Origin of the sequence: Pseudomonas sp. EA_35y_Pfl2_R111 (assembly GCF_963970955.1) — a bacterium.
Lineage (GTDB): Bacteria > Pseudomonadota > Gammaproteobacteria > Pseudomonadales > Pseudomonadaceae > Aquipseudomonas.
In genome coordinates this window covers 1,650,933-1,664,880 of sequence record NZ_CAXAOM010000001.1, presented here as the reverse complement: position 1 = coordinate 1,664,880, position 13,948 = coordinate 1,650,933, and the positions used below count along the sequence as shown (strand labels likewise).

Genomic DNA, 13,948 nt, shown 5'->3' with positions numbered 1-13,948 from the left:
TTTTTGTGCACTGCTGTAGGAGCAATCAGGCACGGGTGCTGATGTAGGGCTCCGGTTTCACCGGGGGTGCTTCGGGCCGCTCGGGGCGGTTGGTGTCACTCGCAATATTCTGTGCCACTTCGTAGCGACGTACGTCGTCACGCAGTTCCAGTGCTGTTTCCACCTTGCTCGGCGGGCTGTCGATCTCACCTTCGCTGGCTACTGCCAGATATGTATCGATTTGCCGCTGCTGGCTGGTGGCGCTGTACAACTGAGTGGCGGCGCTACGCCGGTTAGACTGACTCAGTTCTCGACTTTCTTGCTGCTCGGCGACTCGATCACTGGCGCGGTCAACTGTTTTGTTCACCTGCTCTGGATTGACCGGAGACGTGGGTGATTGTGCAGCCTGTCCGGCTTTTTTAATGATCTGGGTCGAGAGGGGCAAGCTGCCGCTGTAACCAGATACCTGCATACTCACCTCCGTTGTTGCCTGCAGTGAATAGACTGTACTCCAGCGCTGGAGGGGCTGTTAGTTGGATTGGCAATAGCGGAGTGGACCGTAGGAATTAATCATTGTTTGCCGCAGGTGCGGTCGATGGAGTGACAGCTATGAGTACCCTTGAGCGTGTGTTTGGCTTTCAGCAGCTGCGTCCCGGTCAGGAGCGTGTGGTCACGGCTGTGCTGGCCGGACGCTCAGCGGCGGCGATATTCCCCACGGGCTCAGGCAAGTCGCTGTGCTACCAGCTGCCGGCGCTGCACCTGCCGCACCTGACCCTGGTGGTCTCGCCCTTGTTGGCACTGATGCAGGACCAGCTGGCGTTTCTGCATGGCCGTGGCATCAGCGCTGCCAGTATCGATTCGGCGCAAAGCCGCGAGGATGCCAGTGCGGTGATGACGCGGGCGAAATCCGGCGAGTTGAAGATTCTGATGATCTCGGTCGAACGCCTGAAAAATGAGCGCTTTCGCAACTTTATCGCCCAGGTACCGATCTCCCTGCTGGTGATCGACGAGGCTCACTGCATCTCCGAGTGGGGGCATAACTTCCGCCCGGACTATCTCAAGCTGCCGGACTATCAGCGCCAGTTCGGCATCCCGCAGGTGCTGCTGTTGACCGCCACGGCCACGCCGCCGGTGATTACCGATATGCAGCAAAAATTCGCCATCGCCGCCGATGACGTGGTCACCACCGGCTTCTACCGCGCCAACCTCAACCTGCTGGTCGAGCCGGTCAGTGGTGCCGACAAGCAGCGCCGTCTGGAGCAGTGGCTGGGAGCCAAGGCCGGGCAGCCAAGCATCGTTTACGTGACCCAGCAGAAAACCGCCGAGCAGGTGGCCGCGCGCCTGAGCCAGCGCAGCATTGCTGCTAGCGCCTACCACGCCGGCATGCCGCATGAGGCGCGCGAGGCGATCCAGCGCCAGTTTATGGCTGGGCAGATCAACTGCATCGTCGCCACCATCGCCTTTGGCATGGGTATCGATAAGTCGGACATTCGCAATGTGCTGCACTTCGACTTGCCGAAATCCATCGAGAATTACAGCCAGGAAATCGGCCGCGCCGGCCGCGATGGTCAGCCCTCGGACTGCCTGGTGCTGGCCAACCGCGACAGCCTCAATGTGCTGGAGAACTTCGTCTATGGCGATACGCCGGAGTTGGACGGCATTCGTTGTGTACTGGATGAGTTGCTGGGCAGCACTGCGCCTGGAAACAATGGCAGCGTCGAATGGGAGCTGATGCTTAACCAGCTTTCCGAGCAGAGCAATATCCGCCAGCTGCCGCTGAAAACCCTGCTGGTGCAACTGGAGCTACGCGGCATCATCGCCCCGCGTTATGCCTATTTCGCCGAATATCGCTTCAAATTCCTCTTGGAACCCGAGGCGCTGTTGGCGAAGTTCGAGGGTGAGCGGCGGCAGTTTGTCGAAGCATTGATCAGCACCTCACAGCGCGCCCGCACCTGGTGCACGGTGGATTTCGACCAACTCTATGGGCAGCACCAGGCCGAGCGCGGCCGGGTGATCAAGGCCTTGGACTACTTCCAGGAGAAGGGCTGGATCGAGCTGGAAAGCAAGCAGATGACCGAGGTCTATGCGCTGCTCGACCCAGGCTTCGACCCGGCGGCCCTGAGCGGCGAACTGCATGGCTATTTCAGCCAGCAGGAAGCCAGCGAAATCCGTCGGGTTCACGCCATGCTCGCACTGTTTGCCAGCGAGCAGTGCCTCAGCCAGCGTTTGGCCGCCTATTTCGGTGATGCCAATGCACCGCAGCAGTGTGGGCATTGTTCGGTGTGCCGTGGGCAGGTGGCTCGGCTGCCCGCACCACCTGCTTTGCCGCCGCTGGCGGAGCAGGATGTACGCGGGCTATGCGACGGGTTTGTGCGCAAGCATCAGGAGCTCAAAGGCAGCGAGCCAAGCGCCGAATGCCTGACGCGCTTTCTCTGCGGTATCAGCGTGCCGCTGTTTAGCAAACTCAAGGCGCGCCAGCTCGGCGGTTTTGCCGCGCTGGAAGATTATCCCTACGCCGAGGTGCGTGACTGGCTCAAGGCTTAGGAAGGAGTGCTGCAGCTGCTGCTAAGCGAGCGCATCCAGCGTTGTGGTTGCGCTATCGGCGGGGTGGCTGAGCGGCTCGCCAGGGGCCGGTTGGAACCAGGCGCGGAATGAGCGCTCGCCGGCGGCAGTGAACGCCACCACGCGCGAGTCGCCTGCGCACTTGGCCCAACCAAGCTCCTGGATTCGCACAAACAGGGCGGCGCCGAGCGCGCCGGCCAGATGATGGCGGCGTTCACTCCAGTCCAGGCAGGCCCGGCAGAATGAGCGGCGTTGCATCGCCAGGGCGTCGGGGTCGATGCCAATCTGGCGAAACCACTGACGCCCGCTGGTGGTGAGCGCGGGCCCGGCGTCCAGCTGTTGCAGCAACTCGCGGCGCAGCAGCCCCTCATAGGCCAGCACCCCCAGTTCACCGGCCAGGTGGTCGTAGCAGACCCGCGCGCGGCGCAAGGCCAGGTCACGTGGTCCGGTGCGCGGTAGCGGCGGCCCGGCGCGCAAGGCGAGGCCCATCATCGACTCGAGCAATTGCGCGATTTCCCGGCCAGCCAGGCGGAAGTAACGATGCCGGCCCTGCTGCTCGACGCTGAGCAGGCCAGCGTCGAGCAATTTGCCCAGGTGCGAGCTGATGGTCTGTTTGGTCACGCCAGCGATATCGGCCAGCTCGGTAGCGGTCAATGCGCGATCAGCCATCAGTGCGGACAGCACCGCGGCGCGGGCGTTGTCGCCGAGCAGGGCGGCGATACGGGTGATGTTGGGGCCTTCGATCATGGTTCGATGCTAGTCGAACCATATAGCAGCGGCAATTGGCTAAGGTCTCCTTCACCAACCACAGGAGTGACCCCATGCAAATTACGTGTGTAATCCGCTATGAAATCGACCCATTTCAGCGTGCGGCCTTCAAGGCGTATGCGGAGAACTGGGGGCGCATCATTCCGCGCTGCGGCGGCCAGTTGCTTGGCTACTTCCTACCGCATGAGGGCAGCAACTATGTCGCCTGGGGCTTGATCGGCTTTGCCAGCCTGGCCGCTTACGAGGCCTATCGGGCGCGGCTCAAGGATGATCCAGAGGGGCGCGCCAACTTCGCCATGGCCCAACAGATGCGCTTTATCCTGCGCGAAGAGCGCTCCTTCGTTGAAGGCGTCGAGGGTACCTTGGGCCTTCAGCCTGGCTTCGCGGAGATTGCAGCATGATCGCGGTGATTTTCGAGGTGCAGCCCCAGGTTGGCCGGGAGTCGGAGTATCTGGACACCGCAGCGGCGATACGCGAGCAGCTCGAGCAGGTGGATGGCTTTATCTCGGTGGAGCGTTTTGCCAGCCTTTCCCAGCCGGGCAAGCTGCTGTCGCTGTCGTTCTGGCGAGACGAGGCGGCGGTCAAGCGTTGGCGCACTCTGGAGGTGCATCGCCAGGCCCAGACAGCCGGGCGTGGTGGCGTGTTCGCCGAGTATCGGCTGCGCGTCGCCGAAGTGATGCGCGACTATGGACTGCATGAGCGCGAACAAGCGCCGAGTGATTCGCGCCGCGTACATGACCCGCTGTAACCGTCAGGGCGCTACTGGTGGGGTTACTCGCCGAAATTTCCGCTCCACAGCACCGGTTGAGCGCCGATAACCTAACACTATGTGCAGGCACTAGCTCTGAGCTTCAGGCTCGCGCAGCAGCGCTTCTTCGCCGAGCCTATGTGCCTGCCTCTCGCTGTTTGTGAGCGTGTTCAGTTCACTGCTGCTGCACCGCCTTGCCCTGGCTCAAGGTCCATTCCAGCACCTCGCGGGCCAGTTGGTCGCCGGCCTGGCCAAACGCGTTGACCACTGCCGGCACTGAGGTGTCGCTGGCCGTCTGGCTGACTTCGAAGCGCCGGCTGGCGAGGATGCGCAGGCTGCCGCTCTCTACAAGACGGGCCTCGAACAGGATGCTCGCCGCCGGAATGCCGTCTCGGTATTCACTGTGGAAGGCGCGCAGGTCGCCGCCCAGTTCCAGATCGGCTTGCAGGCGGCTTTCATCGCTGCTGACAGCCTTGAGGCGGCCATCGTCGAGGAAGGCGTCGATCAGCCGGTCGCGCAGCAACAGCGGCGCGCGGTCGCTCCAGCGCACGCCCTGGTAGGCGCTGATCTGATCGCCCGGCGGCAACACCGCAATCCGCGTGCTGTCGAGTAGCTGGCTGCTGTAGGGCTTGTTTACCCGTAGCGCCCAATCGGCACTGGTGTTGTGGCTGGGCAGGCTGCTGGCCGGCAGGCGATAGATGCTCAGCTCCTGGCTTTTCGGCAATACCGAGCAGGCAGCCAGATTGCCGATCAGCAGCAGGGCGGCGAGCATGCGAAGACGACTCATGGTTGAAACTCCTTGATGGTGTCGCTGCGCAGCAGATAGCCGGCCGGGTCTTCCTCCAGGCGGCGGGCGAAGGAGCGCAGGGCGCTGAGGGTTTCGCGCAGTTCGATAATGGTCGGGCCCAGTTCGCCGATGCCCTGCATGCCGCCGTCGAGGGCGGCGCGGTTGTCGGTCAGCAGGCGTTCGACGTTGCTGCTGCTGCGCTCCAGCGAGGCCATCAGGCGACTGGCGCTGTCCATTGCCTCGCGGCCTTGGCCGCTAAGCAGCTGGTTGGCATTGCGCATCAGGTCGGCAGCTTCCTGGCTGGCTGTGCTCATCTGCTGCAGGGCCTGGCGCAGCTCATCGCGCTGTTCGGCGACGCTGGCACTGGTCTGTTCGATGTTTTCCAGGGTGCGCGAGATGCGCCCGATATTGTCGCGGGAGAACAGTTGATTGGCACGGTTGAGCAGGCGCGTAACGCTGAGCACCAGGTCCTCGCCATTCGACATCAGCCTTGAGAGGGGGGAGCGGTCGGCGATGATCTCCGCGCGCTCATCGCTCGTGCTAAGCAGTGGCGGGCTTTCCGGCGTGCCGCTGTGCAGCTGGATCTGCGACGTGCCAGTGATCCCGGTGATTGATAGGCGTGCGCGGGTGTCCTGTTTTATCGGCGTGTCGGCGCTGACGCGGATATGTGCGCGTACTCTGCGTGGGTCATTCGGGTCGAGGCGCAGGCTGACTACATCGCCGATCGTGATCCCGCTGTATTGCACGGCGCTGCCCTGGGACAGGCCGCTGACCGCTTCAGTGAAAATCACATCGTAGTCATTGAATTCCTGATCCGAGCTGGCTTTGCTCAGCCACAGGGCAAAGCCCAGAGCGGCCGCGACCATCAGTACGGTAAACAGGCCAATCAATACGTGGTGGGCTCGTGGTTCCATTCAGCTGCTCCCTGCCGCGCCGTTGGCGGCCTGTTCGGCTGCGCGTCCGCGCGGGCCGTGAAAATACTCGTGTATCCAAGGGTTATCGTTGGCAGTCACGACGTTCAGGCGGTCGGCCACCAGTACGCGTTTTTCCGCCAGCACGGCCACCCGGTCGCAGATGGTGTAGAGCGTATCGAGGTCATGGGTGACCAGAAATACGCTGAGCCCCAGGGCGTCGCGCAGGGTCAGAATCAATTGGTCGAAAGCCGCCGCGCCAATGGGATCAAGGCCGGCGGTAGGTTCGTCGAGAAACAGGATGTCCGGCTCCAGCGCCAGTGCGCGTGCCAAGGCTGCACGTTTGATCATGCCGCCGGAGAGTTCGGTTGGGTACTTGTCGCCGGCTTCGCGCGGCAGTCCGACCAGCGCCAGTTTGACCTGGGCCAGGCGTTCGGCGGAGGGACGGTTGAGGCCGGCATGTTCGAGTAATGGCAGAGCGATGTTCTCGGTCACCGTCAGCGAGGAAAACAGAGCGCCGCGTTGATAAAGCACGCCGAAACGCCGTTCCAGTTGCGAGCGCTGCTCGGGTGGCAGGCTCAGCAGTTCTTCGCCAAATACCCGCACGGTACCGGAGTTGGCGTGGCGCAGACCGACAATGCTGCGTAGCAGCACCGACTTGCCGGTACCGGAGCCGCCAACCACACCGAGCACTTCGCCGCGATACAAATCCAGCGCCAGGTCTTGGTGCACGGTCTGCGTACCGAAACGATTGACCAGGTTGCGTACTTCGATAATCGCTTCGCCCGTCACCAGCCCATCTCCATCAGGAACAGCGCCGCCAGGGCATCGAGCACAATCACCACAAAGATCGATTGGACCACGCTTGAGGTGGTGCGCTCACCCACCGACTGCGCACTGCCGGTGACCTTGAAACCTTCCAGGCAGCCGATCACGGCGATCAGGAAGGCAAACACCGGTGCCTTGGCCATGCCCACGACAAAGTGCTTGAGGGCGATATTTTCCTGCAGCATGGCCAGGTACATGGTCGGCGAGATATCCAGGCTAAGGGCGCAGACCACCGCACCGCCGAGAATGCCGCTGAGCATGGCGATAAAAGTCAGGATCGGCAGAGCTATCAGCAGGGCGAACACCCGTGGTAGGACCAGCAATTCCATGGGGCTCAGGCCAAGGGTGCGGATGGCGTCGATTTCCTCGTTGGCCTTCATCGAGCCGATCTGCGCGGTAAAGGCGCTGGCGGTGCGGCCTGCGATCAAAATAGCGGTGAGCAGTACACCGAACTCGCGTAGGAAGGAGAACGCCACCAGGTCGACCGTGTAGATGCTCGCGCCAAAATCGGCAAGCACTGTGGCACCAAGAAAAGCCACCACCGCGCCAACCAGAAAGGTCAGCAGGGCGACGATGGGCACGGCATTCAGGCCGCTCTGCTGCAGGTGCGCGACCAGTGAGGTGATGCGCCAGCGGCCGGGGCGCAGAAGAATAGTAAACATCGCCGCCAGGGTCATGCCGATAAAGCCGAGCAGCGCCACACCTTGCTGCCAGAGCTCTTCCAGAGCCTGGCCGATCTGCCCGAAAAATTCGCGCCAGGCGGGGACGTGTTTGGGCGGTAGGGCGTCGCCAGCATCGGCAATCGCATTGCCAACCGTCTGCAGCAGTGCGCGGCGCTCGCTGGCCAGTTCCGGTGCATCGTTGGCCAGTTGCGCCAGACGCTGGCCGCCGAGTAACTCCACCAGCAGGGCGGCGCCGGCGGTATCCAGCGCGCCAAGGTCTTGCAGGTCGATACTGGCGGCGCTGTCCAACGTGCCGCGTAGCGCTAACACTTCGGCTTCCAGGCTGGCGTAGTGAGGCAATGTCCAGTCGCCGCCAATGCGCAAACCAGGGGGCGCATTCGTGCGGCTGGACTCAAGCTGCGTGATAAAGGGCGCTGTGCTCATGCGCCACAGCTTAACCCTCTGGCAGACGGTTTAAAAACTATCTACGTTGCCGATACGGCGTTAAAAACAGGCTCACAGCCGAAGGCTGAACGCGTCTAGCGCGGCCCCGAAGGGGTGAGCGAAGCGAATCAAATGCTCATGTACAGCTCGTACACTCCGCGTTTTCGCCTGTTTTGACCAGCCAAAGGCTGTTACTACGTAGCGCCTTGTCTCGGCTGCCTCGCCGACGTTTTTAAACCACCTGCTTGAGGCTGCGCCCAGTCCGCCGCCAGGCTTAACCGTCAGCGGTGATTTCAGCAATCAGCTCACGCAGCGCTGCTTCGGCATCCTCGTTGGCCACCTGGCAGGTGCCGGCGTTGGCGTGGCCGCCGCCGTTGTAGCTCAGGCACAGCTCGCCGACATTGGTATTGGAGCTGCGGTCGAGGATCGATTTACCGATGGCGAACACAGTGTTCTGCTGTTTAACGCCCCACATCACGTGGATCGAGATATTGCACTGCGGATACAGCGCATAGATGACGAAGCGGTTGACCGCGTAGATCGTCTCTTCGTTGCGCAGATCGAGCACCACCAGGTTGTGATAGACCGTGGCGCAGCGCTGGATCTGCGCCTTGGCTTCGCGCTGGTGCTCCAGGTACAGCGCCACACGCTCATCGACATCCGGCAGTTCGAGAATTTCCGCGATGCCATGGGTCTGGCAGAAGTCGATCAGCTGCATCATCAGTTGGTAGTTGGAGATGCGGAAGTCGCGGAAACGGCCGAGGCCGGTGCGTGCATCCATGATAAAGCTCAGCAGTTCCCAGCCCTGCGGGTCGAGGATGTCGTCGCGGCTGAATTGCGCGGCATCGGCCTTGTCCACGGCCTCCATCATCTCGTCCCAGTCACGCGGGAAGGCCTCGTGGCCGCCGTAGTGTTTCCATACCACGCGCGCCGCCGAAGGGGCATCGGCATCGATCAGGTGATTGCTCGCCGGCTGGTTGCGGATGGTCTCGCTGAGGTGGTGATCGAAGGCCAGGTAACAGCCGGAGACGTAGGGCAGGTTGGTGGTGATGTCGTTGCTGGTAATCGCCACCTTGCCGTCCTGCATGTCCTTGGGGTGGACGAAGAGGATGTCGTCGATCAGGTTGAGGTGTTTAAGCAAGGCGGCGCACACCAGGCCGTCGAAATCACTGCGGGTGACCAAGCGGTAAAGACTGGACATAAAGCATCTCCGGATCGGGCAAGCGGCGGGAACAAACCAACAGGCCCTCTTCAAAGTAGCACGCGTTTTACCCGTCAGCCTGGGCGAAGGGGCTGCGTTTCCAGGCAGTTGCAGGTCGACCTCAGGACAGTCCCAGCAAGGTGGCGGTTCTAGGCTGGCGCTTGTTGTTCTACCGACCTCAGGAGCCACCCATGTCACCGATTACCGTACTGCGTGATACCCAGCCGACTCCGCTGCTGGATGCCTGCAAGTGGACGCGCATCGCCGGCGAGCCGCACACCGTCAACCTCAACGCCTACACCTCGGCGGACGGCAGCAAGATCATGGGTACCTGGATTTGCACACCTGGCAAATGGCAGGTGGCCTATGAGAAATGGGAGTACTGCCACTTTCAGGAGGGGTATTGCATCATCACCCCGGAGGGGCAGGCGCCGATTCATCTACGCGCCGGCGATATCTTTATCGTCGAACCCGGGATGAAGGGCACCTGGGAGGTGGTCGAGACGGTGCGCAAATACTTTGTATTTGCTTGAGCCGTTAAGCCTCAGGGTTTGAAGTTGCGAGCATCCTTGGCCCACTCATCCAGTGCGGGTTTGATGTCCTTGAGGCGCAACTGGCTGCTGTCGTTTTCCAGTGGCAGGCCATGGCCCTTGCGTACTACGCGTGCCATTGGCTGGCTGTTGCGGCCGTCGATGGCTTCCAGCTCGACATAAATATTGGAGTCCTGATCGCGGGTGCCGGCGGCTGTGCTGGCGGCGGCTGCGATCAGGGCAATTGGAATGACTTCGTAGACCTTCAGCCCTTCTGGCGACGTGTTCACCGCACTGATGGCACTGCGTAGCACCAGCGTTTCCTGGTCGGCATATTCGACCACCCGCATGCGTCCGGCCAGCTCCAGGCGCATGGCCTGCTGCAGGTAGAGGGCGATTTCGTCCAAGGTCTGTTGGCTAACTTGCGCACTCGGGGTTGGCGCGGGGTAGAACACCGGTCTCTCCACTAGCACCGAGCGGTAGTTCCCGGGTTTGAAGTCAGGCGATACCCAGCGCATCACCGGCGCGCCGCTGGCCGACTGGGCGGGCTGCAGTTGTGAGTAATCGCTGAGAAAGCCCGAATACTGCGATGGTTGCGTGGTTTTGCTGGCGCAGCCGGCCAGTAATAATGTGGCGGACAGGGCAAGGCCAAGGGTTTTCAACATCATTGCGGTGATCTCGCTAGGGTTGGTCGCCTAACTGTAGACCAGTTTGCAATACGTCATTTTCTGCTCGGGCAAGCCTTCTAGATCAGTGCTTATAGGTGTCAGTCGCGGCAAAAAACCATGGCTTTTAGGGCACTGTCCGGCTGGCTGTCAGGGAATTCCGGCGGGTTCTGCAGGCGCTCGCTAAAGCGCAGGCTGGGCGCTTCGCTGGCCATGGCCTGGATTAGGTAATTCGGGCCGATTTCCGGCTCGTTGCTGCAGGCCAGTACCACGCCGTCTGCGCTCAAGAGTTCGGGCAATCTGCGCAGGACCTTCGGGTAATCCTTGCTCAACACGAAGCTGCCGCGCTGGAACGATGGCGGGTCGATGATGACCAGGTCATAGGGACCGTACTTGGCGACCTTGCCCCAGGACTTGAACAGATCGTGGCCGAGAAACACCACCTGGCTTAGGTCGTGCTGGTTTAGCCGGTGATTGTCACGGCCACGGCTGAGCGCGGCCCTGGCCATGTCCAGATTGATCACCTGGCGCGCACCGCCCGCCAGCGCTGCCACGGAAAACCCACAGGTGTAGGCAAACAGGTTGAGTACACGCTTACCCGTCGCCTGTGCCTGCACCCATTGGCGGCCATAGCGCATATCGAGAAACAGCCCGCTGTTCTGCTTTTTGCCCAGGTCGAGGCGGTAGTGCAGGCCGTGCTCGCAGATATCCCAGTGCTCCACCGGCTCGCCGAGCAGCCATTGGGTGGGGCTTTCCGGCAGGTAGCGCTGCTGCAGCAAAAGGCTGTGTGCGCCGCTTTGCTGCCAGGCGGTGGATTGGCCGAGGTCGAGCAGCATCTGCTGCAGCGCGGCCAGTTCTGCATCGCTTACCGGCTTGAACAGCGCCACCAGCAGCACACCTTGCAGCCAATCGACGGTGACCTGCTCCAGCCCCGGCCAGCAGCGGCCACGGCCATGGAACAGGCGGCGGGTTTCACTGGGCGGCGCAGTCAGGGCGTCGAGCAGGTGTTGCTGCAGTGTGGCAAGGGCGTCTGGGGTCATGGGCTGTGGTCGGTTGGGCGAGGCGGCGATTTTAACAGGCGAGCGCCTAGGATCGTCTGTGTCGATCATTGTTATCGGTAAAGGCGTTTGGCGTTAGGGCCGGCAAGTGCCTAGCATTGCCGTCTTTAAATACCCTGCAGATAAGGAACCCCCATGCATATCTACGAAGCCATCCGCAGCCGCCGCGCCGTCAAAGGTTATGACCCGCAATTTACTCTGAGCGATGCCGACAAGGACGAGCTGCTGCAACTGGCCCTGCTCGCGCCATCGGCGTTCAACCTGCAGCACGTGCGCATGGTTGAGATCAGCGACCCGGCGCTGCGTCAGCAATTGCGCGAAGTGGCCTGGGGGCAGGCGCAGGTGACCGATGCCTCAATGCTGGTGGTGGTGTGCGCCAAGCTCGACAGCTGGCAGCAGGATGTTGGCCGCGTCTGGGAAGGCGCGCCCGCGGAAGTTCAGGCCTATATGGCCGGTGCCATCGACACCTATTACCGCGACAAACCGCAGGTGCAGCGCGACGAAACCATGCGCAGCTGCGGCCTTATGGCGCAGACATTGATGCTCGCCGCGCGTGGTAAGGGTCTGGATTCCTGCCCGATGGACGGCTTCGATTTCGATGCCGTGGCCAAGCTGATCAAGCTGCCTGAAAACCATGTGATCGCCCTGATGGTCGCCGTCGGCAAGAAGACCATCGAGCCGAAGCCGCGCATTGGCAAGCTGCCGTTCAACGAAGTGGTGTTGCGCAACAGCTTCTGATCGCTGGGCAGGTTTCTGAGCGGTTTAGTCATTCTTCAGCCATAACTGTGGTCAGCCTGGGCTGTTCACACCACTAAAGGTTGGATGACAAAAGCGTTGTTGGGGGTGAATCTGGCAGGCATTAGGGTCGACAACTATCGATCTGCAGCCATAAGCAGAAGCCTGAGGAGCCCCCATGTCTGCCGAACATCTGGATGTCTTGATCATTGGTGCCGGTCTGTCCGGCATCGGCGCGGCTTATCACCTGATGAAGCATTGCCCCGGCAAACGCTTCGCCATTCTCGAAGGCCGGGCAGCCTTGGGCGGCACCTGGGACCTATTCCGCTATCCTGGCATCCGTTCCGACTCGGACATGTTCACTCTCGGCTATAACTTCAAACCCTGGACCAACCCGCTGGCGATCGCCGACGGCCCGTCGATTCGCAGCTATATCGAAGAAACTGCCGAGGAAAACGGCATCCAAGAAAAGATCCGCTACCAGCACAAGGTACTCAAGGCCGACTGGTGCAGCGAGCGCGCGACCTGGACCCTGCAAGTACAGCGTGGCGATGCGCCCGAGCCGATCAAACTGAGCTGTCAGCACCTGCTGATGTGCACCGGCTATTACCGCTACGAAGCGGGCTACACCCCAGATTTCAAGGGCCGTGAACAATTCCAGGGTGAATTTATCCACCCGCAGCTGTGGCCGGAAAACTTCGATTACAGCGGCAAGAACGTGGTGGTGATCGGCAGCGGCGCGACGGCAGTAACCCTGGTGCCGGCGATGACCGACACGGCCAGGCACGTGACCATGCTGCAACGCTCGCCAACCTATGTGGTGAGCCTGCCGCAAGGCGATCCGATCTCTGCCTTCTTGCGCCGTTTCCTGCCGGAAACCTGGGTCTACCGCCTGGCGCGCACGCGCAATGTGGCGGTGCAGCTGGGCTTTTACAAACTCTCCAAGGCCTTTCCCAGCCTGGTGCGCAAAGCGTTGCTCGGTATGGCCCGGCATCAGCTGGGCAAGGGCTTCGATATGCGCCACTTCAGCCCGCGCTACAAACCCTGGGATGAGCGGGTGTGCGCGGTGCCCAATGGCGATCTGTTCAAGGTGCTGCGCGAGGGCAAGGCGTCGGTGGTCACCGAGCACATCGACGGTTTTACCGCCAAGGGCATCCGCCTGAAATCCGGTAAAGAGCTGCCGGCGGATGTGATCATCAGCGCCACCGGTCTGGAGCTGCAGCTGTTTGGCGGCATGCAAGTGGCGGTGGATGGGGTGCCCTTCGATGCGGCCAAGAGCATGGGTTATCGCGGCATCATGCTGCGTGACCTGCCCAATGCGGCGGTGGTGCTGGGTTACACCAATGCCAGCTGGACGCTCAAGGCGGACCTTTCAAGCGAATATTTCTGCCGCCTGATCAACCATATGGACGCCAACGGCATGCGTCAGTGCACCCCGCGCGACACGGCGCGGCAGGTCAAAAATGCGCCGTTCCTTGATCTCGCCTCCGGCTATATCAAGCGCGCGGCCGACAAGATCCCCAGCCAGGGCGATCGTGCGCCGTGGAAGCTCTACCAGAACTACCTGCTGGACCTGGCGCTGCTGCGTTACGGCAAGGTTGACGATGGTTATCTGGAGTTCAGCTCACCGCATGTCGGCGAACCCGCCGCCACAGCCAGTGCGGTCTAGACTGCAAAACAATGTAAGCCAAACGCTATAGCTGCTTGGCGCGTTATGCCTACAGAGATGTGGCCATTTGCCGCTTTAGCAGCAGGCACAGGGCCACTATGCTTTGTGACAGCCATCACGGATGAGTGGGCCAGGTATTCCCTGGTTGTAGTCACAAAGGAGTCCTCTAGAGGATGAGCAGAATGGAATCGCTTCAGCAAGAGCAACGCTACCTGCCACAGCTGCGGGCGCACATCGACAAACTGCTGGCCAAGGGCTGGGTGATCGCCGAGCGAAGCCCACTCACCCTGCAGTCCGGGCGCAAGACCTATATGGTTATGCACGGGATGTTGATTGGCGATAACGCGTTTTAAGAGCCTGCTGCGCGTCGGCCCTGCGGCGTTGAAAACAGGCCGGGACGC

Annotated in this window: 16 protein-coding genes; 7 read left to right on the top strand and 9 right to left on the bottom strand. The window is 61.6% G+C overall.

Annotated features, from left to right (window positions below):
• Positions 1–25 precede the first annotated feature (25 nt).
• Positions 26–451 (bottom strand): hypothetical protein, encoded by a 426-nt coding sequence (locus AACY25_RS07890; protein WP_339523592.1) that lies wholly within the window; start codon positions 449–451, stop codon positions 26–28.
• A 137-nt stretch (positions 452–588) separates the two neighbouring features.
• Between AACY25_RS07890 and AACY25_RS07885 the strand changes: the two genes are divergently transcribed.
• Positions 589–2,523, top strand: a complete 1,935-nt coding sequence (locus AACY25_RS07885; RefSeq protein ID WP_339523590.1) for a RecQ family ATP-dependent DNA helicase — start codon at positions 589–591, stop codon at positions 2,521–2,523.
• A 21-nt stretch (positions 2,524–2,544) separates the two neighbouring features.
• On the opposite strand, the gene AACY25_RS07880 is transcribed toward AACY25_RS07885, so the two are convergent.
• Positions 2,545–3,288, bottom strand: a complete 744-nt coding sequence (locus tag AACY25_RS07880) for an ArsR/SmtB family transcription factor (RefSeq protein WP_339523588.1) — start codon at positions 3,286–3,288, stop codon at positions 2,545–2,547.
• Positions 3,289–3,362: 74 nt separating this feature from the next.
• Between AACY25_RS07880 and AACY25_RS07875 the strand changes: the two genes are divergently transcribed.
• Both AACY25_RS07875 and AACY25_RS07870 read left to right on the top strand, forming a co-directional pair.
• Positions 3,363–3,710, top strand: a complete 348-nt coding sequence (locus tag AACY25_RS07875; protein ID WP_339523587.1) for an NIPSNAP family protein — start codon at positions 3,363–3,365, stop codon at positions 3,708–3,710.
• Positions 3,707–4,057 (top strand): antibiotic biosynthesis monooxygenase family protein, encoded by a 351-nt coding sequence (locus tag AACY25_RS07870; protein ID WP_339523586.1) that lies wholly within the window; start codon positions 3,707–3,709, stop codon positions 4,055–4,057. The genes AACY25_RS07875 and AACY25_RS07870 overlap by 4 nt, the downstream gene beginning before the upstream one ends.
• A 175-nt stretch (positions 4,058–4,232) precedes the next feature.
• On the opposite strand, the gene AACY25_RS07865 is transcribed toward AACY25_RS07870, so the two are convergent.
• The 5 genes from AACY25_RS07865 to AACY25_RS07845 all read right to left on the bottom strand — a co-directional run bounded on the left by AACY25_RS07865 (position 4,233) and on the right by AACY25_RS07845 (position 8,890).
• The gene (locus AACY25_RS07865; protein ID WP_339523585.1) at positions 4,233–4,844 is read right to left on the bottom strand and encodes an ABC-type transport auxiliary lipoprotein family protein; all 612 of its coding nucleotides are present in this window, start codon (positions 4,842–4,844) and stop codon (positions 4,233–4,235) included.
• Positions 4,841–5,758, bottom strand: a complete 918-nt coding sequence (locus AACY25_RS07860; RefSeq protein ID WP_339523584.1) for an MlaD family protein — start codon at positions 5,756–5,758, stop codon at positions 4,841–4,843. The genes AACY25_RS07865 and AACY25_RS07860 overlap by 4 nt, the downstream gene beginning before the upstream one ends.
• Positions 5,759–6,547: an ABC transporter ATP-binding protein gene (locus AACY25_RS07855; RefSeq protein ID WP_339523583.1), complete on the bottom strand. Its 789-nt coding sequence runs from the start codon at positions 6,545–6,547 to the stop codon at positions 5,759–5,761.
• Positions 6,544–7,689, bottom strand: a complete 1,146-nt coding sequence (locus AACY25_RS07850) for an MlaE family ABC transporter permease (protein WP_339523582.1) — start codon at positions 7,687–7,689, stop codon at positions 6,544–6,546. The genes AACY25_RS07855 and AACY25_RS07850 overlap by 4 nt, the downstream gene beginning before the upstream one ends.
• 274 nt (positions 7,690–7,963) lie before the next feature.
• Positions 7,964–8,890 (bottom strand): exopolyphosphatase, encoded by a 927-nt coding sequence (locus AACY25_RS07845; protein WP_339523581.1) that lies wholly within the window; start codon positions 8,888–8,890, stop codon positions 7,964–7,966.
• Between the two features lie 191 nt (positions 8,891–9,081).
• On the opposite strand from AACY25_RS07845, the gene AACY25_RS07840 reads away from it, so the two are divergent.
• Positions 9,082–9,423: a cupin domain-containing protein gene (locus tag AACY25_RS07840; protein WP_339523580.1), complete on the top strand. Its 342-nt coding sequence runs from the start codon at positions 9,082–9,084 to the stop codon at positions 9,421–9,423.
• 11 nt (positions 9,424–9,434) lie between these two features.
• Here the strand turns inward: AACY25_RS07840 and AACY25_RS07835 are convergent, their stop codons facing one another.
• Together AACY25_RS07835 and AACY25_RS07830 are read right to left on the bottom strand one after the other, a co-directional pair.
• Entirely contained in the window at positions 9,435–10,088 is a 654-nt protein-coding gene (locus AACY25_RS07835; protein ID WP_339523579.1) for a DUF3313 domain-containing protein, read from the bottom strand.
• A gap of 98 nt (positions 10,089–10,186) precedes the next feature.
• A complete protein-coding gene (locus AACY25_RS07830) occupies positions 10,187–11,125 on the bottom strand; it encodes a class I SAM-dependent methyltransferase (RefSeq protein WP_339523578.1) in 939 nt (312 codons plus the stop codon).
• Positions 11,126–11,278: 153 nt separating this feature from the next.
• On the opposite strand from AACY25_RS07830, the gene AACY25_RS07825 reads away from it, so the two are divergent.
• From AACY25_RS07825 to AACY25_RS07815, 3 genes are all read left to right on the top strand, one after another.
• On the top strand, positions 11,279–11,881 hold the full coding sequence (locus AACY25_RS07825; RefSeq protein WP_339523577.1) for a nitroreductase family protein: 603 nt from the start codon (positions 11,279–11,281) through the stop codon (positions 11,879–11,881).
• Positions 11,882–12,056: 175 nt separating this feature from the next.
• Entirely contained in the window at positions 12,057–13,547 is a 1,491-nt protein-coding gene (locus AACY25_RS07820) for a flavin-containing monooxygenase (protein WP_339523576.1), read from the top strand.
• 182 nt (positions 13,548–13,729) lie between these two features.
• Positions 13,730–13,900, top strand: coding sequence for a hypothetical protein (locus AACY25_RS07815; RefSeq protein ID WP_339409031.1), 171 nt, complete (start codon positions 13,730–13,732; stop codon positions 13,898–13,900).
• Positions 13,901–13,948: the final 48 nt, after the last annotated feature.